This is a genomic window from Serratia ficaria (assembly GCF_900187015.1).
In the GTDB taxonomy this organism is placed as follows: Bacteria; Pseudomonadota; Gammaproteobacteria; order Enterobacterales; family Enterobacteriaceae; genus Serratia; species Serratia ficaria.
On sequence record NZ_LT906479.1, the window covers coordinates 373,488 to 395,499 of the forward strand.

Below are 22,012 nucleotides of genomic sequence, written 5' to 3' on the forward strand. Positions count from 1 at the left end.
GTATGGCACGTCCTAAAACCAAGATCCTCGATCTGAACAGTGCTTTGCTCCAGCAGGGCAAGACTGCAGCAGGTACACAACCTTTAGCCTCCGTGGTGGCGGAGACCCCCGTTAGTGAAATGCCATTGGTGCTGACACTGGATGAGGTCAACCCTAACCCGGATAACCCACGAACCTCGCGTAACCCGAGATATGAGGAAATAAAGTCGTCAATCCGAGCCCGGGGTCTGGATACGGTGCCGAAGGTGACTCGTGATCCGGAACGTCCGGAGCTGGGGTACTTCTTCAGTGATGGGGGGAATACGCGTTATACCATTCTTTCCGAGCTCTGGCAGGAAACAGGTGAAGAACGATTTTATCGTTTCTCTTGTGTGTTCAAACCCTGGCCGGGACGATTATCCTGCGTGATTGGTCACCTTGCCGAGAATGAGGTACGTGGTGACCTGAGCTTCATTGAAAAAGCTTTTGGCATTCGACAGGCTCGGGAATTATATGAAGCGCAGTTGGGTAAGCCTGTCTCTTTACGTGAGCTTTCAACACTCCTAACCGCACAAGGTTACCCCGTCCATAATTCCAGTATCAGTCGGATGGAGGATGCAGTGCAGTACCTGTATCCCTACATGCCTCATTTATTGGAGACTGGGCTGGGGCGTCCGCAAATTCTTCAATTACTGGCTATGCGCTCTCACGCTGAAGCCACGTGGCAGAAGCACTGCATTACCCAAGAACCGAACCAGCCATTTGACACCGTTTTTGGTGATGTATGCGGCCGTTTTGATTCACCTGAGGACTATTCGCTGGCTATGTTCCGTGATGAGTTGATTGGAGCCCTCATCAACGCATTACCGCACCCGTTGCTCAATTATGACCGCTGGTTACTGGAGCTGGATCCCAAAGAACAAAACCGGCGCAAGCACCTCGGTGAGCCGACGTTAACGCCTGAGTTGTCAGGCAAGGGCAATACTGTCGAGTTGCCGCCAGCACAGCAGCAGGAAGATACCGGTGGGCAAACGGAACCTGAAGTGCGCGGCGGTGGCTCTTCTTTGGTGCTGGACAGCGCGTTACATGAGTCAACGGGGGATTCTGAAGAGGGATCACAGGAGACTCAGAACGAGGAAACGCCTACAACTAAAACTGAACCCCGTGTTGAAACGCAACCTGATTTATACGGTGCCCCCTCAGTATTATCAGGTGACGTTGAAACGGTTTTAGACGGTGAGAATACCACCTTCAATGAAAGCCACTTGCCCGGCACTCATGAGTCGACCATCTCTCACAGCAATACCGATACACAGCCACAGCAAGGTGTAACCCCTGCTGCAGAGCTACCTTTTGCAGAGGTAGGACTTGAACCGGTCTCCTCCATTTGGGCCATTTCTGCCCTGCAGGATGATATCGAGCACCTGCAGGTGGTCACCTTCCGGTTGGCATTTGAACTGGCCGAAGTGGCGGGCTGCGAGGCTGAAATCAAAGCCGATAAAGCCGACTTACAGGCTGCCGGCTACGCATTGACTGCCGGGCGCCCATCTCGCTTTACCGCGTTACTCCTTACCCTTGCCGGCAACCACCCCGACAGTGCCTCATCCTGCTCGCTCAATGAAGCCCTCATCGGGTCGGAAAATGCTGCTGACTGGCCTTTGCTTGACGACATTCATGCCGTGAAATTGATGCGCCTTATTCGCGTTTTGCGTCGTCTGCGTGAACTGCAGCGTGACTTGCCTGCAACAGAGGAGACAGCCTGATGAGCCATTCACAACGACAGGCGCGCCTGGTGAAACTGGTGCGCAAACTCCTCGAGCTGGCCCGCAGCAACAGCAACGCGCATGAGGCAGGGCTGGCGTTAGGCCGGGCGCAAAAACTGATGCAGAAATACGGCATCAGCGAGCTGGAAGCCAGCCTTTCTTCTATTCAGACGGCACCGAGCCAGGGTGCTCCTTCCGAAGCGAAACAAAAACTGCCCGAGTGGATGTCTGGATTGGCGTGGGCAATTGCCCGCACCTTTGGATGCCGTTTGTATTTTTCATGGCGGGATACCCCTTCTGGCCAGCGTCGCAACGTGACGTTCTACGGCTTCAGTGAACGGCCAGCCGTTGCGGCTTATGCGTTCGATGTGCTGAGCCGGCAGTTGAAAGATGCGACTGCAGACTACCTGAAAACCCAGAATAAGCGCCTGAAAATGAGTACGCGCCGTGCACGGGCAGAGCAGTTTCGTGCCGGCTGGGTTGTCGGTGTCCGGCGAGTTATCACGACGTTTACGGTTTCTGATCAGGAAGGTGAACTGATGGGGTCCTGGCTGGAAAGCCAAAAGATGGGTGAGTTGCAGACCCGCGCGCCGAAAGCTTGTCGGGGTGATGGTATTGCCCGTTTACGGGGATATGAGGCCGGTAAGAATGCCCGATTGCATCAAGGTGTTCAGGGGGACGGGCCAGCGGCTATCGCGCACAGGATTGGGGGAAGTAAACAATGAGTAACAGCTTATCGCAGGCAACGAACAGCCTGCTCACACAGTTGGTGATGGAGTTGAAATCAGGTTATATCCGCCGTTGTGAGTCCCTGGGGCTGACCACGGAAGAGATGCAGCTGTTGCACGGTGTGACCATTGAAGATCTGCATTACCTGATGAACAGCTCGGTATCGGTGCTGACGTTTCAAATCCATCACGAGAATTTCTCCTTGATGTTGCAACACGCACGCCGTGAACAGCAGCGTATGCAGCGGATTGACCGGGCTTTGGCGTTGGGGGGCTCTATCGAGATGATGCAGCATTATTTCGGTCTCTCCACCGTTGAAGTTGCCGCCCGCCGGCGTATGACCGGTATCAACATTCGTCAGGGGCGTTGTGCTGCGCTCAGCGACGACGAGAACGCGGCATTGTGGCGTCAGTGGCAAAAAGCGGACGTCGATGATGCCTCCAGTGCTGATGGCCTGGACGTCATGATGCTGGCCGCCGAGCAGATGGATGTTTCTCTGACGGCTGTCTGGCACGCCGTTCGCAGCTTCGATGCCCCTCAGACCGCTACCGCCAGAAAAGCCATTCAGGCCGTGCGTACGCCTCGCAGTACGCCGGGAGGAAATGCAAGGAGGCTGGCATGAAGCCGGTGATATTAATGCCGGGTTTGCAGGTTCCCCGTTCGGCGCCGCCGTCCTGTCAGAAAAAGGCGAAGGAGCAGGTCAGGCGCTTCCGCCGCGGGGAACGTAACTACAAGCACCTGCATGTTAAAGGCAAGCACGCCCCAGGGCGTGCCTGGATGAAGATTGATATCGGTACCAGCTGGCGATTGCTCAGCCGAAACAGTGGTGATGACTGGGAGTTGTTGACCCATGAACGCTATAACAACGAACTGTGGAAGTGATGACATTCACCCTGTACCTGATGTCGGGTACAGGCCTGAGTGCCGTTAGGCCGAATGCAGCAACGTCTGCATGACAATCGCTTGATGTCTTCGCCCTGTGGGCGGGGCAGCGTAAAAGGATGCGCAAAATCGATGAGCATAAATAAAACACCTGATGACAGCCTGATCACCTTTACGCTCGAACAAATGAATGCCCGTCTGGCGGAACGAATAGGGGCCGAAAAGCAGGCGGGGACTCCCGATGTCACGAATCTGCGCAGTGGTCTGCTGTTTATGGGCAATGTGCATGATTCCATCCCCCGCCGGTTGCTCCTGGACACCCGTTTGTCACCGCTGGATAAAACCGCGTGGATAATGATCCGTCTGTACGCACAACAGAACCAGGGCGCCGTGTTTCCGACCTATGACGAACTGCAGCTGCAACTTGCCTCGCCGTTTAACGGTAAGGCATCACGCGAGACCGTCAGCCGCGTGCTATTGATGTTACGCCTGACCGGTTGGCTCAGCTTGTGCCGGCGTGTGCGTGACGACAAGGGCCGGGTGAAGGGCAATATCTATGCCCAACACGATGAGCCGCTCTCGGCCCGTGATGCGGAGACGTTGGATCCGACCTGGTTGGATACGGTCGCCATGGGCTGTGCGCATAAAAACCGCACCATCAGCCAGACGGCCTGGTCAGTACTGTCCGATATTCAAAATGACCCGACAATGCGTCATCAGCATTCCCAGATGGCGGCAATTGCTGAACGACTGGGCTCACCACAAACCCCGCAACAGATGGCCGCCAGAGTGTCTCATCGACAAGAAAACACCCCCAGTTCGGACGTCGAACTCAGTAAAAAATCCCCGGGTTCGGATACCGAACTCAGTAAATATACGCCCGGTTCGGATACCGAACTCAGTGTAAAGCAGGGGGGCAAACCACGGAGTTCGCTTTCCGAACTCATGCTGAAATCAGTCACTTACGGTGAATCAACGAAACCGAACTGTAACGTACGTTCTTTCACACAGAGTGTGAATAAAACAACGTATGTACCTGAGTTGCCGACCGAACTGCAGAACAGCATGGCTGCGGATGACCAACGACAGATCGTGGCTCAGCTTCAAGCGTTACCCGAACCCTACGCCCGGCAGGTACTGGAGAGCCTGGCGCAGACGATGGCCCGAGGCAGCCTGAATAACCCCACAGGCTGGCTACTGGCGGTGATCAAGCGCGCCCGGAACGGTGAGTTGTATGCGAGTGCAAAATCCCCAGAACAAGCCAGGCCTGTACCGCAACGCCAAATACCTTGCCCTGCGGTGCCAGTAAAACCAACAGGTCCAGTCCGCCAACACTTAGCGTCGCGGGACCATGTAAGCGGTGTTGTGGCCAAATTGCGCCAACAAATGATGCGGGTAAAAAATGAGTCATGAGTGCAGATAATCAAGTTGTTCAAAAATAGACCACTGCTGCCACTGGCAGCAGTGATTAAAAAACGACCACTGCTGCCACTGACAGCAGTGGTTGAAAAGTGAACAGGTTGCTCTTTTGAGTTTTTGTTCGTCGTGCAAAAAGAGTTTTGGATTGTTGTCAAGACAGGCTGGCGCAACTATTTCAAGCCACACATAATTTCAACAGGATGCTTAAAATGGTTGATTCATCAAGCAATAAAGAAAACAAACCCTCCCCAACCCGCGCAGGTGCTCTCAAATCGACGTTAACCGTCCAATTACATACTCAGTATGCAATTTTGTTATGGGAAGGACGGCAGCGAGAGAAAGAGTCAAATAAACCCCAAATAGTCAGCATGCCCCAGGTTATCGCTCGCGCAGGAAAAATTAATGCTGATTCAAACGCTGACAATCCTTACGCCGATGGCGCGATGTTGTCATTGGAGCAGGCTATTGAACGTGGCACTGGGCGATTGCAGAGCGCAGTAGCAGAACTTGATGCCGTTTTATCCAGCTTGCCAGGTCAGGTCTCGATGTCAGAAGTCTCATCAGTCTCTCCTCTGAATATCGGTGTATTTAGTCGTACCCCGCTCGGGTATCGCTGTGTCTGGTTACTCGTGGGCTTTGACCAATTGGCGATGAAAGCATTCCAGGCCTGGCACTACGGGTTGATTTCCCGCCAGAAGCGGGATGACTTACTGAGTCAAGGGGGGCATTGGGTGCGGCAGGTTTATGGGGTGGTGCAACAGTATCGCTCTTTAGCCGTTACGCGGGATGATCTTCGCCTCCAAACTCAGGTCGGTATGGATGCAGTAAAGCGGCTGGGGGAGCCTGACGCAGACATTATGTCGGGTGCATCACGTTCCGCCTTTTCGCCGCCACTCAATAAAACGTCGGTGTTAACGTCATCCACTTCTTCAAAAAAAGGAGCCAAAGCATGAGCATGAATCGACAGGTAAAGTCTCTTTTGATGCCGGGTGTTCTCTGCACCGCGTTATTGTTAACGGGGTGTGCAGGCACCGAGCTGGGTGAATGGAACCAAAAAATCAGTGACGCTGCCCATTCCATGGCAAGCGGTGGCAGCAGTGGCTCCAGCGAAGGCGGTATGCCCTGGATGACCCGTGCCGGTATTTCCGGACCCCGGCAGGATGTGCGTCATACGTATACGTTCCCGGTGGACGTTGATACCGCGGCGGCGCGGCTGAAAAGCCATTATCAGTTTATCTCCTCCGAAGAGCTGGAAAGTTTGCGACAGCGTGATCAGCATGGCGACTGGAGCGCGAGTTCCATTGATGAGGCGCGACCTGTCTGGTCAGCAAACAAGGGCAGTTATTACAAGATGGGGCAGGAATGGAAAGGCAATGATCGCCTTGAACTCGAAGTGGTCAAGTCCGGCGCCGGCAGTCGCCTGAAAGTGACGTACAGCTCACCGGATGCGTCGCACCTGACCGATGCTTACCTCGGACGTTTGATGACGCAACTACAGCAGGTTGCCAAAGGTCAACTGGGCTGACGGGAGGTTATCGGATGCAACTCTACCTGTGCGAGAAACCTAGCCAGGGTAAAGATATCGGCGCCGTTCTTGGGGCGACGCAGCGTAAGCAGGGTTACCTGACGGGCGCCGGTGTCATCGTTACCTGGGCTATCGGGCACCTGTTGGAGCAGGCCCAGCCGGAGACCTACGGCGAGCAGTATGGCAGCCCTTGGCGAGAGTCCGTACTGCCTATCGTCCCTGCCCAGTGGAAAATGATGGTAAAAAAAGACACTGCCGATCAGTTCGCTGTCATTCGTGGGTTGCTCAAACAGGTTGATTCTGTGGTGATTGCGACCGATGCGGATCGCGAGGGCGAAGTGATCGCGCGGGAGTTACTGGAGCATTGCCACTTTACCGGCCCGGTCCAGCGGCTCTGGTTGTCAGCGCTGGACGAGGCCAGTATTCGGCATGCCCTGGCGAACAAGCTCCCTGGCGAGAAGACAGCGCCCCTGTATGAAGCCGGCCTGGCGCGATCACGGGCTGACTGGATGACGGGGATGAATTTAACCCGGCTTTACACGCTCAAAGCCCGTGAGCAGGGATATGGCGAGGTATTGTCGATCGGGCGGGTGCAGACCCCCACGCTGGCGTTGGTCGTGAACCGTGACCGCGACATTGCCAATTTCATCTCGAAACCCTACTGGCAAGTCAGGGCGACACTGCAGAAAGGCGGCATCGCCTTCCCGGCAAACTGGGTACCTGCTGTCAACTACTGTGATGAAGAGAAGCGCTGTATTCAACAAAATGTGGCGCAGGCCGTCGTGCAGCTGTGTCAGCAAACGGCTAATGCCGTTGTGCTTGAGGTGGGGACCGAGCGCAAGAAAGAGTCCGCGCCATTGGCATTTGACCTGGGCACCCTGCAGCAGGCTTGCTCACGCAAGTGGGGGATGAGCGCCAACCAGGTCTTGAGTATCGCACAGTCACTGTATGAAACGCACAAGGCCACCACGTATCCACGCACGGATTGCGGCTATCTGCCGACATCGATGCGGGAAGAGGTTGCCGACGTGCTGAGTGCCGTTACCCGTACGGACCCAACGCAGAGCGAAAGCGTGGCGAGGCTCGACAGGACTTTTGTTTCCCGTATCTGGAACGACAAAAAAATCACGGCGCACCACGGGATTATCCCAACCAAACAGCCGTTCGACCTGAGCAAGTTGTCTGCCGACGAGCTCAAGGTCTATCAGCTGATCCGTCAGCATTACCTGGCACAGTTCCTGCCCTTACATGAAGTGGATGTGACGGAGGCCACCTTCAATATCGGTGGCCAACTGTTCCGCACCCGCGGCAAAGTTGAGGTGGTTGCCGGGTGGAAAGCACTGTTCCAGCATGACGCGAGCGAGGCGAAAGAGGAACCGGCTGACACAGATGATGTTCGTCTGCCTGCCCTGGTAAAAGGTGAAACCGTCTCGGTTGCCGGCGCTGAGCTCAAAACGCTGCAGACGAAGCCTCCGGGACATTTCACCGACGGGACCTTGATCGCCGCAATGAAAAATGCAGCGGCGTTCGTCAGTGACCCGCAACTGAAGAAGGTGTTGAAAGAGAACGCGGGGCTGGGTACTGAAGCGACGCGCGCCGGTATCCTGGAAACGCTGTTTAAACGCGGGTACCTGGAGAAGAAGGGTAAATATCTGCTCTCCACGCCGATCGCCGGCGAACTGATTGATGCGTTACCGACTGCGCTGATCAACCCAGGGATGACGGCGTTGTGGGAGCAGGCGCTGGACGAGATTGCCCAGGGCCAGATGACACTCGATACGTTCATGAGCCGCCAGGCACAGTGGACGGGGCACCTGGTAGAGAAAGGGAAGGCGCAAGCCGTGAAATTTACTGCGCCACCTTCGCCACCTTGCCCGACATGCAGCGGGACAATGCGCCGGCGTGCCGGTAAGAAAGGCGGTGGAGCCTTCTGGGGCTGCAGTAATTACCCCACTTGCCAGGGCATCATTAACATCGATGCAAAAGGTGGGCGCAAGGCTAAGCGCTATAAAGCAAAATCACCGGCCAAAAATAAAACAACCAAATCAGAGTAAGAGATTGTCTGATGTTAATCTCAGAAAGATTTGCTAAGGTTATCTGGCTTTCGTGCAGAATGCATAGGTACCCCGTAACTGCGGTGGTGGGAAAATTCTTCCATGGTTTTTTTCTGCTTCAGTTCGGTCAGCGGCCTCGACACTCAGGTTGGCTGTCAAGACGCATGCAACTCCGTGAAAAACGCGTCGGGAGACTAGGTTCCTCCCCGGAGTTAGACAGAATTCACTGAAGGCTAAGGTACCGGCCGTGCGGCGTTGATTTTCGGATCAACGCCGTTTTTATTTTATGGATCTCAAAACGGAACATTACGGTTGACACTCTCAGTGCTTGCATTAAAAATGAACAGGCTTACTTGTTGTCTTCGGACAACCAGCCAATGCTTCAGCACTCTGTGAGAAGCGCCTTCGGGTGAGTGCCAGCCAAAGTTTCAGCGGTCTGTGAGAAACGCCTTCGGGTGACTGCCAATAGCCTTGTAGCCTGAAAGAGGAAGCCCCTGTGGCGGTAACTCCGTTTAGCCTTTGAGAACGGAGATCACTTAGCGGTGATGAAGGTCCATTTCACAATCAAGACAGTCTGCACTGACGTACGACTTTGCAGACTCCCGACGGGAAATACTTTTCCCGTCGGGGAAGGTGTATTTCTCCGTCATCGAATTTTTACTTCTGGAGAAAACATCATGTCTAGCCAAACGCAACAAGCACCCACCAAAACTGAATACTTCAACCTGACTATCAAAGGGATGGGGTATCTCAGTAACATTCGTCAAGTCAATGGCCCGAATGGCACCTTTATCAGCTGTGTCGTCAATGGACTCTCCGGTCCTACCGATAACGCCAGTTACACGCGTTTCGATGTGACGGTCGCCGGTAAAGAAGCCAGCAGCCTGATCAACCGCTGCCAAAAGTCGGTTGATGAAGACAAGAAAGTCCTGATTGGTTTTGTGCTCAGCAATCTCAAACCGGACATCTTCACGCTCAACAGCGGCGAACATGCCGGTGAACAACGCGTCAGCCTCAAAGCCCGCCTTATCAAGGTCGATTGGATCAAGATCGGCCAGGAGAAGGTGTTTCAGGCCGAGAAATCCGACTCTACGCCGCCTCAGCAAGGTTCCGCACAGCAACAATACGCGGAAAACTCTTTCTGATAACGCCCTCTACGCCTCGATTTTTCGGGGCGTTTTTCCCTTTCTAATTCTATTCCCTATAAGGATTCGATTATGGCGTCTCGCGGCGTAAATAAAGTCATACTTGTCGGTTATCTCGGCCAAGATCCGGAAGTCCGTTACCTGCCAAATGGCGGTGCGGTTGCTAACATTACCCTGGCGACCTCAGAGAGCTGGCGCGATAAGGCGACCGGTGAGCAGAAAGAAAAAACCGAATGGCACCGTGTCGTGCTGTTCGGTAAGCTTGCCGAAATTGCCGGTGAATATTTGCGTAAGGGCTCGCAGGTTTATATAGAAGGTTCCCTGCAGGCACGCAAATGGACCGATCAGGCCGGTGTTGAAAAATACACCACTGAAATCGTTGTTAACATTGGCGGCACTCTGCAGATGTTGGGGGGACGTTCACAACCAGCCAACGCTGGACAACCTGGGCAGGGCAGTTGGGGAAAACCACAACAACCTTCGCACAGCGGTACGCCGGCCCAGCAACCCCAGCCAGCTCAATCGGGTGGGAATGCCGCGCCGATGGATTTTGACGATGACATACCTTTCTGAATGACATAAATTTAATATTGTTAAGTAAATTTTGATCTGGTTTATTTAACTGATTGGTTTTAGTAGCGATAAATGAAAAATAGAACCCTTTTAATGTGTAAGCATTTGAAGGGTTTTATTGTTTTATAAGTCCCTGTAACTTTACAAAATCGTATAATTTAAAAAATTGTAAACTTAGAAATCTTTGGCTATTCTTGTTTTGTCAATGAGGGTGGTGCAATGAAAATAGAGCTAGTCACACACAAGACGGGTGAGCAGATACCAATAATGCTTGATGCTTCTGGTATGCCAGTAGTTTTACCTAATGAGTTTATCCTTGCCAGACGATCCCTTAGTACCAATACATTGGTTCGGAATCTGAGAGAGTTGTCAGTGCTTTATCGTTGGTTGGATAAATCAAATTGTGACCTATCTGCGAAATTATTGGCTCAAAACTCATTCAACGAAGCGGAATTAAAAGGTGGTTTAGTCGAAGCGTTAAGAATCGACCAGTCCAATGGACGGATAAGTACAGTAGCGCCTAATACCTTCAATCAACGGTTAACAACTATCCGGCAATTTATCAGTTGGTGCATGGACGTACTGACAAGTCAATTGCCCTTATCTTCCTTAGACTATGAGCGTTTAAGGGAGCGAAAGTCATTTTTGCTTAAAACGCTCGATGGTAGCTTTATGTCTGCTACACCAATGAGAAAGAGTCTTCGAAAGGGCCTAAACGAGGCAGAAGTTGATTTCTTGTTTGCGGTATTGAACCCCGATAATGAGCAGGGTTATGGGCGAGATTCTGCTGTAAAATTTAGAAATTATGTATCTGTTGGGCTGATGCTATTTTGTGGTTTAAGGCCAGGTGAGCTGCTTAGCCTCAGGGTAGAGGATGTCCAGGTTGGTGCGATTTCGGCGATAAAGGTTGAGCGTAGAGCAGCGGACCCACTAGATGTAAGACGACCGAGGCCTCAAATAAAGCGCAATGGTCGAGTTATCCCGATTGAGAATAGGCAGCTTGCATTTGCTTTGAATGAGTACATTATTACTTGGCGTGAAGTACTTGAAAGTAAAAGCCAAGCCGAATCAGACTATTTAATCTTGAGTGATGAGGGTTCGCCTTTGTCGCAATCCTCAATTACACAGTTCTTTCAATTGTTGCGATCGCAATACGTTGACCATCTTCCTGAAAACTTAACGGCTAAATCTCTAAGGCATACATTCTCATCTCTGCTTGAACGGGTGTTGCGTGCATCAGGAATGGATGAGCAGCGCAGAAGAGAAGCCCTAGCCTTGCTTCGTGGCGATAGTAGTTTGGATTCACAAGATACTTACATAGCTCAGGAAGTGGAGGAGCAGGCAATCAAGTCACTGAAGCGGTACCAGGCTGAAATAATGTCAGGGAGGCGGCTATTGTGATCACGAGTTTATCGGGAGTGCAAGCTGTAGAGCGGTCTTGGCCTGAAATAAAGAGCCTAGTTACCCGAGAGGGGAAGAAAATTGATATATCAGGCGATAAATGGTTGCTCCCCATAGTGATTCGCGATCACTCAGTGATCGATTTTGGCAAAGTGTCAGATTTGCAGCTGAGAAATGCTTTGAAGCACTATGTGTCTGATCGACTGAGGCGTATTTCAACATCCGCTGGATACAAAGTATTTCAGGATGTATGGAGGCAAGTTCTTAGGTATTGGGATAAAGATATTCAGTCATCAGCTGTTAAAGTTCATCTTATTGATTTATTTGAAAAATCTATCAATTCCCAGCGTTCCCATCACAAGCTTTGGATGATGTACGAGCCTATTAGGTGGTATATCTGGTGTTCTGACAATATTTCAGGCAGTACATTTTCAGATGCATATGCAGCTGAGCTTGAGGCAATGGTTATCCCCGGTGGACCAAAAGGGGAGGCAGTTAGGATGTCCGATCCCGATATGGGGCCATTACATAAATCATTAGAGCTCCCTCTTTTGATTGCTGCGCTTAAGGAGGACGAGAGTTTAGAGTTTGAGCATCTCCAGCAGAAGGCTGTTATGGCTTTGTCACTGGCTTTCGGTCGAAATCCCGCAAACCTGACATATCTTAGGGAAAGCGATCTCGTTAAGCTTGATCCGTCACGCGAAGACCCCTGTTATATCATTCGGATGCCGCGTATTAAGAAGAGATTTGTTAATCCTCGCGATGACCTGATGGATGAATATTTAGATCCCCATTTCGGAAGAATTCTAGAAAATCTTGTTGAGCAAAATAACTTAGTGCCTCTTAGCTTTAAAGGTAGAGACTTCTCGCTCCCTGAGAATCGACCACTTCTAATTAGAACTGGCGGTAACCGCGTTGCCATGTTTTCTCTAGATGCAGAGAATATTTTCAATATGACGAGCGGTGATATATCTCGTTTAATTACAGCCTTTATAAAACGACATAACATAATTTCCCCGCTTACTGGTGAGCTAATGCATGTTACACCAAGGAGGTTGCGATATACCTTGGCAACAGGCCTAGCGGCAGAGGGAATCAGCAGACGTGAGCTGGCCAGAATATTAGATCATACCGATACCCAGCATGTGGGGGTATATTTCGATGTCGCCGGTAAAGTCGTTGAGCATCTCGACAGCGCAATGGCAAAAGGATTCTCGAAGTACCTCAATTTCTTCAAAGGTAAGTTGGTCGATGGCGATGAGGAAGCTGTTAATGGAGGGCGAGATGACAAACATCTGAAGTTCATAGACGAGCAAAATCCTGCTGATCAATCTGCTATTGGTGTTTGTGGCGAATCCAACGTCTGCCATCTTGATCCACCTTACTCATGTTATTTGTGTCCCAAGTTTCAGCCATATCGTCATGCTAATCATGAGCATGTCTTGGAATGTTTGCTGGCAGGCCGTGAAGAGCGTTTAAAAAAATACGAGAATGCGCGATTGGGTATACAGCTTGATGAGGTAATCGCTGCGGTCGCACAGGTAGCTCAGCTTTGTGAAGAAGGGGGCCGGAATGTCTGATGGTCGCTCGAATCGGAAGGCCAAGGTTATCCCCTTCATTGATCGTCTTGAGCGCGATAGAAAGGCAAATACCCAAGCCTTGGTCGATAAAGCTAAGCTAATGAAGTTGGAAGGGTTTGAGTCGGTTGTTTGGGGTAATCCTGTGTGGCAAGTCAATGCTGGCCGCCTAGTCAAACTTACGGGCAAAAACGCCAAAACAGCGTCGTTTGCTTTTACACTTCCCCCCAAACTCGGCTCTGAACCTCTACGTGCTGACTGGGAGGAGGTTGCCAAAGCATTATTGATTCTTCGATACCACAGAAAACACCAATCAACACCCAATCAGCGTAACTTCGTTACCGCTGTTGGATATATCTCATTTGCAGCTAACCAACTTGGGCAGGATCTAGCCAGACTCACGCCAGAAGCGCTAGACAATGCGTGTGGGTTAATTTCAAAACACTACAGCGACACCACGGCCTACAACCTTCACAAACATGTTGCAGAGTTCGCTGCACACTCTGATGCCAATGGTTTGTGCAGGGTTCTATTGCAGTACAAATATTCCAAGATAGCACGCCCTGCGAGCACAGGAGGACTGAATCATAAGCGGCTGGATGATCCTGAGGTTTTGGAAACAAAATCTGACAAATTTGTTGATCCTGTTGTGTTTCGAGTTATCGGCGAGCTCTATTTGAAAATTCCAAAAGAGCATAAATACAGATTGTATATCCTGATGTTGACTCTGCTTGCTTGCACAGGTCGCCGCTTTAGTGAAATTTCATTGCTTCCACTTCAAGAAATTAAATTGGATGATGAGCAAAATGTCTTCATACAATACTTCCCTAGGAAGGCAAGCCGTGGTGATCTATTTACGCCTATAAGAAATCTCTATTTGCCATCAGAGGTTGTGCCAATCGTTCGAGATGTGCTTGGTGAAGCACTTGAGGCAACAGCTGTGGCGAGAATAACAGCAGAAGAAATGCATCGTACTAAAGGACCTGACCTTCGTTTTCTGTATAAAATTCCAGAGCACAAGAAGCTATACATCGATGACTTGCTAAGTATAGGGGTAAGTCACACTGTGATTGGTTCTACTGGGTGGATCAGGAAGGAAGGGCTTGTTTGGCAGGACTATGGTCGTGTCACCAAGAAAGGAAAAATGCCAAATAACCCAATTTGTTACACAAACAAAGAGGGGGTCAGGGCCTATTGCTTTCGAGATTTTTCTGAAAAATCACTACGACCACTTCATATCGATCAGTTTGGTAAAGAATATTATCTAAAAGATCTTTTATTCATTCGTCCGCTGGGACTTTCTAGTGGGAGCTACGCTCATTGGCTGGCTACAAGCTGTAGCCAGTCCATGTTTACTACCTTTCTTCGCTATTTCCCTGCGCTTGCCGCCGAATACGCATCTAGCAGTATTGAGGTGGATTTTACCAGTCACCATTTCCGTCACACGCTTAATACCCTGCTTGATGAGGGCGGGTTAAGTGATTTGCTGCAAACCGAATGGTTTGGCCGAACCAACCCAAGGGATACCAAAGCCTATCAGCATACATCCCGCGAAAAACGAGCACTGATGCTCCGTGAAGACATCAAAAAAGGCTTGGTTGGAGGCCAGTTAGCTGAGCAAATCAAAGTAGCTCCGGTAGCAGTCCAGGATGCCATTCTGAAAGCGCGAATTCAGGCGGTGCATGATGTTGGTACGGGTATCTGCATTCACAACTTTTCTCAAACACCCTGCGAGCGGCATTTGCAATGTTCGGCGGACTGCAAAGACTACGTGTGGGCTAAGGATGATAAGGGTCGTCTGGACGAGCAGAAGCGCCAGTATGCCCTTACTGCGCTGGCGCGAAAAAATGCTGAAAAGCAGTTGGATAGTGCCAAGCCGAAAAAGAGTGCGGACTGGCTGGCACACAACGATAAAAAACTTAAAACACTGGCTGCCCAACTGGCCGACAACGGGGTTGAGCACTTTGATCCCGAAGAATATCTAAACGAGGTAGAGCATGGTTAAGCGCTTCAGACGAATGTCCGACAGTGATATCAATACAATCGTTGCCGATTTGGATCGCTGGGCACTGGGCGAGCTTGGGTCAAAACTTACCTGGGTGGTGCTAGAAGAGCGCTTTGGCTTTAGTCGCCAGTCGCTCCAGGCTAAATCCGAGATCAAAGCCGCTTATGATAACGCTAAACGAGCACTGTCGGGCGGTTTGGTGAAAACCAAAGAGCAAGCCGCTAAAGAGGCTGAGGTGCTTCAGGTGGAGGTAGATCGCCTCAAGGCTGAGTTGGAGGCCTACAAGCGAAAAGAAGCTCAATGGCTGCGCCGCTGGCAGCAAATCGCCTTCCACGTACGGCAGAAAGGCATACAAATGACTAATGTTGATAAAGCCCCGCTAGAAGGAGCTGAGCTGCCTTCTAATACTGAAACTGCGCAAATCCTCCGGCCGTTTGACAAAGAAATTCCACCTTTAGGGAGAGTTTAATGAAATTTGATCTAAATGAAGCAATCCGTGATGTGTTAGATTTTCTGAAGACACATTGGAAGCCCTCATTAGCGAAGTATATTATTTGGCCGTCAATGACTGTAGGTTTAGCGTCGCTTAGTGTCCCTATATGGATTGATATTGCCAACTGGGTGTTAGTCCACCAGAATTTTTTCCCCGGTTATCAGTTTCCTCTTGCGCAGCCAAATTACCCTCTGGGAGCCTCCCTTATAATTTTAAGTGTTCTTGTTTATTTTCTTGATGTGTGGCTAAAGAAAAATAATGAGCTACCCAATCAATTAACCGAACTCCCATCACAAGTAGCCCATGAAATAACAAAACGTATGAAGAGTGCAGGATTTAATGCTCAGCATCTTCAAGACGAGAAAATAGAAAAACTTTCTCACGAAATTACCTTATTACGTTTTTTTGGATCTTTTCCTAAGGAAGAAAAAGCGACTGCTTTAGCAGAAAGCATTATTGATGGAGAGCTGTCCGGTGGTACCCCTCAAGCAAAAGCTAGGGCACTAGCGCTACTGGCAAGGTACGTGTGCATGGGGGAAAGAGTTGAGCAGGCGAAAAGCTGGTTATCAAGTTCTAAAAAACTGTGCCAAACGGAGGAGGCGGTAATAGCACAGGCCTTTTTTGATGCTATTGGATCGAACAATGTAGATGCGGCGTCTGGTTTGCTTAAGACAAGTAGCCCATCCAATTATGCCGCCTTCTTCATGATTACAAAAACAGTGGAGGGAAACGAAGCTGCTTTTGACTGGCTTGACGGTTCAGGTTTAAGTGTTCAGGACTTAGATAACGATGGAAAAGTCGTTTTAGTTTCTGCATTGCTGTCAGAACATCGATGGGAAAAGGCATTAGGTTTTGTGCAGGCGATAGGCGATGAGTCCTTGTCTATGTCTCCAGCGCTGGCTCAGATTTCTGCATTCACATTTTTGGTAAATGCAATTAAGGCCACTGAACTTCGCAAAATCGTAATGAATTCTGTTCCATTAGCGGCAGAGCGATTTCCGCTGGCAGATGATTCTGACTCTATAGTGCTTAGAAATCGCGCTGTTGATCTGTTTAAAGTTTGTTCTGAACTGGCGAGGCGTCTTGGTGCTGAAGATGTCGCGAATATGGCGGATAACTATGGGCTGTGGTTAGAGCTTAGAAACAGTGAAACACATGAGCAGGCAAAGGCTCAACTTCAGAGCTACTTCGTTAGTTACACTCAAAAAACTCTTGAGTATTTGCCACTGGCATTCGCGTTTGGAATTGATATTGATTTTGAGTCCATTGAAAAGGAAGTAAATAGGCAAACGGCACTAAGCTATTATAATGATCCAATTCTTGGTTTAGCCAGGTTTGTATTGGCACAAACAAAAAAACCAGTCTCGGCAGTAGTGGAGTATATCGTTCGCCACAGAGTTCAAATGGAGAGAGCGGTTAATCCCATTGCCATTAGCATGTTTGAAATAGAGGCATTGGCGCGTTCAGGATTGGTTGATGATGCAGAACTGCTCCTAAAAAAGATAGAGGGATCTGGTGCGCCTGATGCTGAAGTAAGGAATCTGCAAAATATTATTGAGTCGGCCAAGGGGGAAGATCCAGTTGCATTAGCTATAAGCCAATATCAACAAAGTAAAGCTACCAATGATCTTTCTCATTTGGTTAATTTACTGGAAAGAGAAAACGTTGGGGATAGATACTACTCATATTGTAAGGAGCTCTTTGATCGCACTGGCCAGGAATCTGATGCTATCAGAGTCTGTAATGCCGCCTCTTCGCTTGGGAAATTTTCTGAGCTTCATCAATTTCTGTCAGATAGGATGGATCTCGTCAAGATAAGTGAGGGGTTGCAGGCTCACTGGGCTTGGTCTTTATTTAGAAAAGGCGACCTAAGCGGCGCTCAACAACAGATTGCGTTGTTGAGGCAATCTAAATCACAACTGACTGATCTTAAAGCACTTGAAATCAATTTGGCCATATTCGGTGGTAACTGGGAATCTCTTAGCGTTTTTGTAGAGGATAGTTGGAATAGCCGGGAGGAATTGAAGGTTGATGATCTTTTGCATGCTGCCCAGTTGGCGAAGGCGGTTTTACCCGGTCGGGCAAGGCAAATAGTAGAGTACTGTACTGGAAAAAACACTGAAGACCCTAAGGTGTTAGCGGCATCATACCTTACGGCGACCATGATGGGCTGGGAGAACAATCAAGAAGCATCCGCATGGCTCAATAAGGCGATGGCTCTTTCCAATGATAATGGCCCATTGCATAGGGCTTCATTTGACGACTTAAAAGAGATGATGTCCGAGGCTAGGGAGAGAAATGAAAGAGTTTATAAGGCCTATTATGATGGTGATTCGCCCATTTTTACAGTGGCGGAGATATTAAACAGGACTATGTCTGACTTTTACCTAGTCCAGCCTCAGGAAAACAAAAGCGCGAAAGATATACGTCGGAAAAATTTGGTCCCAATATTTTCTGGGACAAGACCTGTGCAGATTATTGTTGGTAAGACGATTGCCATCGATGCCTCCAGTGCCATGGTTATGGAAAATATAGGGGTGCTACATTATTTATTAGATTGCTTCGAGAGCATTGTTATCCCTCACTCGTTCATGCGCTGGTTGTTTGAAGAAAAGCAAAAAGTTGCTTTTCACCAACCGAGCCAGATCGAAAAGGCAAAATATTTTGAGCGAATGGTATCTAACGGCAGAATTTCCGTTTTTCATCCTAAAACGATCAACAATCCGGGGTTGGTCCTGGATGTAGGTGATGAACTTGCTTATATGCTTGAGGAGGCACACGCTAGTCCTAAAAATGAGTTGCAGGCACTGGTGGTGTGCTCCAACCCTGTGTATAAGGTAGGTGGCTCCTTCAGGGAGGTGGAAGCAGACCTTTCTTCATTTCACCACAGTCTGATTTCATGTACGCAATTAATTAAAAAACTCGAAAGTCTGGCTGTAATAACGGAAGCTCAGTGTGTTAAAGCCTTAAACTACCTGCGCCAACACGAGAAAGAGTGGCCTACAGATATTGAAGTAGCAAGTGGTGCAAGATTGTATCTTGATTCACTGTCAATTACCTATTTGATGACAGTTGAAATGCTCGACAAGCTCAGTGATGCCGGATTCGACTTGTATGTATTTAAGGGGGAGCGTGATAGGTATAGATCGTTGGTAAACTACGATTCAATCATCGAACAGGCAGATTCGAAAATAGAAAATATAAGGAAAATATTATCTAATGGGCTCATGTCTGGGAAAGTACTCCTTGCTGAAATGCCGCTAAATCGAGAGCAAGTAGCTTCGTCTAAGAATAATTATGCTAGGCCAACAGAGGAACTTTTTGAGGCACTTAAAATATGCGATACAGCCTTGATCGATGATCGATTTATGAACAAGTATCAAAATATTACATTTGATGGAAGAACCGCACCTATTTATACATCATTAGATTTTATTGAGACTCTACACCATAAAGGGATTATTTCTCAAGAACAGAAGCTTGATGCCAGAACATCACTTCGGGAATTTGGGTTTGAGTTTGTAGGCATTTCTGCTGAAGAGCTTGAATATCATCTAAATCACTCGGTCATTTCAAATGGCGAGTTTAAACCAACTAAACAGCTAAGACTGATAAGAGAAAATCTGCTTTTGATCAGGATTAGTGGTCTGGTTCAGCTCCCGCGAGATGCGCAGTGGCTACACGAAACAATGAAAATGATTGCAGAAACCATAATGGCTCAGTGGTCGGCTGATATCCCACTTGAACTGAGCCGTGCGAGATCCTGCTGGCTTTATGAGCTGATGGGCTATCGGGAGTGGGCTCAGGCCCACCAAATAAGGGGCGATGGAGGGATGGCCTATATGGGTGAGGTTTTAAAGGTGAATTCCATGTTGATCGCACCGGAGTCTTTATCTAATGAGCAAAAGGAAGGCTACAAAGCATGGTTAGATGAGTTTGTTCTGGGGCCGCTGAGGGATATCGACCCCTGGAGTTTTAAAAAAGTGATTGACTCTATGAAGCAACAGGTTAAAAGCATTTCTAAGCAATCAATGTTGGAGGAAGAGCTGAATGGCTAACTATGATTCGATGCGAGCTTATATGGCCTCCCATATTATCAATTTATTCCCCAGCTTGGTCAGGACGGAATTATTATCTGATTCTACGTTGTCGGAAGAGATCGGTCTTGCGACTGATGCCACCGTTAGTTTTGGTTATAAAGATATAGCCTTTTCCAGAAGCGCTCTCTTTAAGGCTATCCGCAGTGCTTTTAAAAATACCGAGGAAGAATTTTATTTGGAGGATGTTAATGGCAACTCTTGGTCTCTACGCCATCATCCAGGTGAACGTCCTGCATTTTCTTTAAGCAGGGGAGGCGAGCGATTACTTAATCACAGTTTTTGGCCGCTTTGTAATGATGCGGACAAGAGGTTTAGCCTATTTGAAACAGAAGCGAAAGATAGGTCGCTTTCGAAAGATGAGTTGGAACGTTGGGGGGCTGTGCTTTCGGTGCCAACGATCAGTGATGATGACGTATCAGATTTATTACTTGATTTGGAGCGGTCACCAAGTCACATTGAGGCCTTATTGAGGCAGGAGTTTCAAGGGTCGCTAAATAAAATTTCTACCCTAGTTCCCGATAATATTCGCTATTACGAAAGGCTTGTGGGGAAATATTGCGGGAGTAAAAATATTTATGAGTACTGTAAGGTCGAGCTAAAACAGTATTTTGACAACCGAATAGAAAATAAAGTGGGCGTTAATGATCTCTTGATCTGCTTCCATAAGTCTATATCAGTAATTGTTTCCAATGGTCTTGTTGATGAGGCTCAGTATCATGCAATAGCAAACCAAGCAATCGAAACCTGTCATCCGATACTTTTAATATCATGCCTTGAAGTAGGCATACTGAAATTCAAGGATTCATCAGCCGAAATTATTAAAAAGCTGTTTGAAAGCATATCTTCTGAAAAAACGTTAGATAATCTTCGGATATTTTGCTCAATGGCAGTTTTTGTTGATGGAGAACTGGCGCGATTGCAGATATTCAAGGGGAAACCACCATTCTACAGGCGCCTTGCTGCATTTTCCCAGTCAGCGTTAATTGTCAAGGTGGGGCTGGACGAGGGCGTTGCTTTTGACAAAGTAGAGCAGTGGGCTACTCAACAAAGGGGGCTTTACTTTTTCTGTCAAAGTGTTATCGATCTGATAGAAGAGCCAAGATGGCTGCCAATGTACTTAACCGCAGGACAGTTCATTAATGAGTTGTATGGACGGGTAAATAACGTATGCCAAGAGGCCAATCAGTGTGACGTTGTTGAGTACCTAAAAAAGGAGCTTATACCTGGTTTGCGATTAAATATGCACTCATTCTTACCTGGGCCATTGGAGGGTAACTCTACGCCAGCAGTTGTACCGGATGAAATCTCGAATTTGCTTGCTAAGCATATTAACAGCGAGGCTTCATTCGAGTCCTTCAGGGTTTTGATGAATTCAACACCCTTCTGGAAAATTGATGATGAATATTTGGAGCGTGTAGTTTTACTTCTCGAAAGCGCACAGCACAAATTAGCAGCAGTTAATGACAAGGATTCTGTCTACCAGGTGTTAAACGGGCTGGCTCAGGTTGCCTGTATGACCAGAAGTAAAAAACTTGCTGCATCGGTGACGATCTTAAGTCGGCTGTATAGGGACTATATTGATGTGAATTCTGAGCCCGAAAACTATCTGGCAATAGGTCTCGTGGCAGGAGCGGCCTTTGAGGATAAAGAGGGCTGGGCGGAATATATAGGGCAATGGTGTACGGAGTTGGCATATCTTCCAATCGGCGAGGACACTATTGAGAGAATAGAAGTGATGCTTGAAAGGCTTTGTATCCTGGAGCCCTATTTATACTACACCTGCTCAAAAGCCCTCGATATCTTGAGGATGCTGAGTAGAAAATAATAATTGGTTTCAGCAGATTAATTTTGAATGTGGCTTTGAGAGTGAGCTGCGGATAGCCGAGTTACGCACGACATGCGTAATTACGCATAAGGCAGGTAATTGCGCGTAATTTGGGGTAACTCTATTCCAAACCTTAGTATGAGACGGGAGCTGTGCCGGTAATATTTCAAAGTATGCAAAAGTATTCATTTGAAAACTACTAAATTGTATGGCAGCTAATTCGCTGCCATGTTGCTCACAAATAATAAGGTTTGACATAGAGTTGATGGCAAGAGCGGAACATGGATTTTATTTCGCCTAGATCTTGCTAAATGTTGTCCAATGTTTGGTGGAAACAACCTGCCTTCCAATACCCTCCTTTTTGATTTTGGGCGTTGGAAGCCGCCTGAGTTGGTCAGGTGCTGTCGCTAAAAGTGTCAAGATTTTATCTTTACGCTTGGCGACTAATATTCCCACAGTACCTGCCCAGAAAGTTGACAATATTTGTCTTAGCTTAACGGTTTTGTTTATACTTATGGTAAAAAACAATATTTTCAATAGAT

16 protein-coding genes are annotated in these 22,012 nt (G+C 48.6%); all 16 read left to right on the forward strand.

Going from position 1 to position 22,012, the window contains the following annotated elements; translation table 11 throughout:
• The first annotated feature begins 2 nt into the window (after positions 1–2).
• The 16 genes from CKW09_RS01675 to CKW09_RS01750 all read left to right on the forward strand — a co-directional run bounded on the left by CKW09_RS01675 (position 3) and on the right by CKW09_RS01750 (position 21,470).
• Positions 3–1,742: a ParB family protein gene (locus tag CKW09_RS01675; protein ID WP_095095205.1), complete on the forward strand. Its 1,740-nt coding sequence runs from the start codon at positions 3–5 to the stop codon at positions 1,740–1,742.
• On the forward strand, positions 1,742–2,467 hold the full coding sequence (locus CKW09_RS01680; protein WP_095095208.1) for a DUF2786 domain-containing protein: 726 nt from the start codon (positions 1,742–1,744) through the stop codon (positions 2,465–2,467). Before CKW09_RS01675 ends, CKW09_RS01680 begins: the two co-directional genes overlap by 1 nt.
• Positions 2,464–3,093 carry a DUF2857 domain-containing protein gene (locus CKW09_RS01685; protein WP_095095214.1) on the forward strand — a complete coding sequence of 210 codons (630 nt, stop codon included), beginning with the start codon at positions 2,464–2,466 and terminating at the stop codon, positions 3,091–3,093. Before CKW09_RS01680 ends, CKW09_RS01685 begins: the two co-directional genes overlap by 4 nt.
• The gene (locus tag CKW09_RS01690) at positions 3,090–3,353 is read left to right on the forward strand and encodes a ParE family toxin-like protein (protein ID WP_041418736.1); all 264 of its coding nucleotides are present in this window, start codon (positions 3,090–3,092) and stop codon (positions 3,351–3,353) included. The genes CKW09_RS01685 and CKW09_RS01690 overlap by 4 nt, the downstream gene beginning before the upstream one ends.
• A gap of 132 nt (positions 3,354–3,485) precedes the next feature.
• A complete protein-coding gene (locus tag CKW09_RS01695; RefSeq protein WP_095095218.1) occupies positions 3,486–4,766 on the forward strand; it encodes an STY4528 family pathogenicity island replication protein in 1,281 nt (426 codons plus the stop codon).
• A 215-nt stretch (positions 4,767–4,981) separates the two neighbouring features.
• Positions 4,982–5,725, forward strand: a complete 744-nt coding sequence (locus CKW09_RS01700) for a PFL_4669 family integrating conjugative element protein (protein ID WP_095099958.1) — start codon at positions 4,982–4,984, stop codon at positions 5,723–5,725.
• Entirely contained in the window at positions 5,722–6,297 is a 576-nt protein-coding gene (locus CKW09_RS01705; RefSeq protein ID WP_095095220.1) for a hypothetical protein, read from the forward strand. The genes CKW09_RS01700 and CKW09_RS01705 overlap by 4 nt, the downstream gene beginning before the upstream one ends.
• A gap of 14 nt (positions 6,298–6,311) precedes the next feature.
• Positions 6,312–8,351, forward strand: a complete 2,040-nt coding sequence (locus CKW09_RS01710) for a DNA topoisomerase III (RefSeq protein ID WP_095095222.1) — start codon at positions 6,312–6,314, stop codon at positions 8,349–8,351.
• A 677-nt stretch (positions 8,352–9,028) separates the two neighbouring features.
• A complete protein-coding gene (locus CKW09_RS01715) occupies positions 9,029–9,496 on the forward strand; it encodes an STY4534 family ICE replication protein (RefSeq protein ID WP_033636009.1) in 468 nt (155 codons plus the stop codon).
• 72 nt (positions 9,497–9,568) lie between these two features.
• A complete protein-coding gene (locus CKW09_RS01720; protein ID WP_095095225.1) occupies positions 9,569–10,069 on the forward strand; it encodes a single-stranded DNA-binding protein in 501 nt (166 codons plus the stop codon).
• A 219-nt stretch (positions 10,070–10,288) separates the two neighbouring features.
• Positions 10,289–11,470 (forward strand): tyrosine-type recombinase/integrase, encoded by a 1,182-nt coding sequence (locus CKW09_RS01725; protein WP_095095228.1) that lies wholly within the window; start codon positions 10,289–10,291, stop codon positions 11,468–11,470.
• Positions 11,467–13,050, forward strand: coding sequence for a site-specific integrase (locus tag CKW09_RS01730; RefSeq protein WP_095095231.1), 1,584 nt, complete (start codon positions 11,467–11,469; stop codon positions 13,048–13,050). The genes CKW09_RS01725 and CKW09_RS01730 overlap by 4 nt, the downstream gene beginning before the upstream one ends.
• On the forward strand, positions 13,043–15,052 hold the full coding sequence (locus tag CKW09_RS01735) for an integrase (protein ID WP_095095234.1): 2,010 nt from the start codon (positions 13,043–13,045) through the stop codon (positions 15,050–15,052). Before CKW09_RS01730 ends, CKW09_RS01735 begins: the two co-directional genes overlap by 8 nt.
• The gene (locus CKW09_RS01740; protein ID WP_095095237.1) at positions 15,045–15,521 is read left to right on the forward strand and encodes a protein kinase; all 477 of its coding nucleotides are present in this window, start codon (positions 15,045–15,047) and stop codon (positions 15,519–15,521) included. The genes CKW09_RS01735 and CKW09_RS01740 overlap by 8 nt, the downstream gene beginning before the upstream one ends.
• Positions 15,521–19,603 (forward strand): HTH domain-containing protein, encoded by a 4,083-nt coding sequence (locus tag CKW09_RS01745; protein ID WP_095095240.1) that lies wholly within the window; start codon positions 15,521–15,523, stop codon positions 19,601–19,603. The genes CKW09_RS01740 and CKW09_RS01745 overlap by 1 nt, the downstream gene beginning before the upstream one ends.
• Positions 19,596–21,470 carry a hypothetical protein gene (locus CKW09_RS01750; protein WP_095095243.1) on the forward strand — a complete coding sequence of 625 codons (1,875 nt, stop codon included), beginning with the start codon at positions 19,596–19,598 and terminating at the stop codon, positions 21,468–21,470. The genes CKW09_RS01745 and CKW09_RS01750 overlap by 8 nt, the downstream gene beginning before the upstream one ends.
• Positions 21,471–22,012 lie beyond the last annotated feature (542 nt).

What these genes read in the sequence shown, in the direction of transcription:
- CKW09_RS01725 (WP_095095228.1), top strand. Translation starts at nt 10,289, where the DNA reads ATGAAAATAGAGCTAGTCACACACAAGACGGGTGAGCAGATACCAATA.
- CKW09_RS01675 (WP_095095205.1), top strand. Translation starts at nt 3, where the DNA reads ATGGCACGTCCTAAAACCAAGATCCTCGATCTGAACAGTGCTTTGCTC.
- CKW09_RS01745 (WP_095095240.1), top strand. Translation starts at nt 15,521, where the DNA reads ATGAAATTTGATCTAAATGAAGCAATCCGTGATGTGTTAGATTTTCTG.
- CKW09_RS01710 (WP_095095222.1), top strand. Translation starts at nt 6,312, where the DNA reads ATGCAACTCTACCTGTGCGAGAAACCTAGCCAGGGTAAAGATATCGGC.
- CKW09_RS01700 (WP_095099958.1), top strand. Translation starts at nt 4,982, where the DNA reads ATGGTTGATTCATCAAGCAATAAAGAAAACAAACCCTCCCCAACCCGC.
- CKW09_RS01740 (WP_095095237.1), top strand. Translation starts at nt 15,045, where the DNA reads ATGGTTAAGCGCTTCAGACGAATGTCCGACAGTGATATCAATACAATC.
- CKW09_RS01690 (WP_041418736.1), top strand. Translation starts at nt 3,090, where the DNA reads ATGAAGCCGGTGATATTAATGCCGGGTTTGCAGGTTCCCCGTTCGGCG.
- CKW09_RS01680 (WP_095095208.1), top strand. Translation starts at nt 1,742, where the DNA reads ATGAGCCATTCACAACGACAGGCGCGCCTGGTGAAACTGGTGCGCAAA.
- CKW09_RS01720 (WP_095095225.1), top strand. Translation starts at nt 9,569, where the DNA reads ATGGCGTCTCGCGGCGTAAATAAAGTCATACTTGTCGGTTATCTCGGC.
- CKW09_RS01705 (WP_095095220.1), top strand. Translation starts at nt 5,722, where the DNA reads ATGAGCATGAATCGACAGGTAAAGTCTCTTTTGATGCCGGGTGTTCTC.
- CKW09_RS01685 (WP_095095214.1), top strand. Translation starts at nt 2,464, where the DNA reads ATGAGTAACAGCTTATCGCAGGCAACGAACAGCCTGCTCACACAGTTG.
- CKW09_RS01750 (WP_095095243.1), top strand. Translation starts at nt 19,596, where the DNA reads ATGGCTAACTATGATTCGATGCGAGCTTATATGGCCTCCCATATTATC.
- CKW09_RS01735 (WP_095095234.1), top strand. Translation starts at nt 13,043, where the DNA reads ATGTCTGATGGTCGCTCGAATCGGAAGGCCAAGGTTATCCCCTTCATT.
- CKW09_RS01715 (WP_033636009.1), top strand. Translation starts at nt 9,029, where the DNA reads ATGTCTAGCCAAACGCAACAAGCACCCACCAAAACTGAATACTTCAAC.
- CKW09_RS01695 (WP_095095218.1), top strand. Translation starts at nt 3,486, where the DNA reads ATGAGCATAAATAAAACACCTGATGACAGCCTGATCACCTTTACGCTC.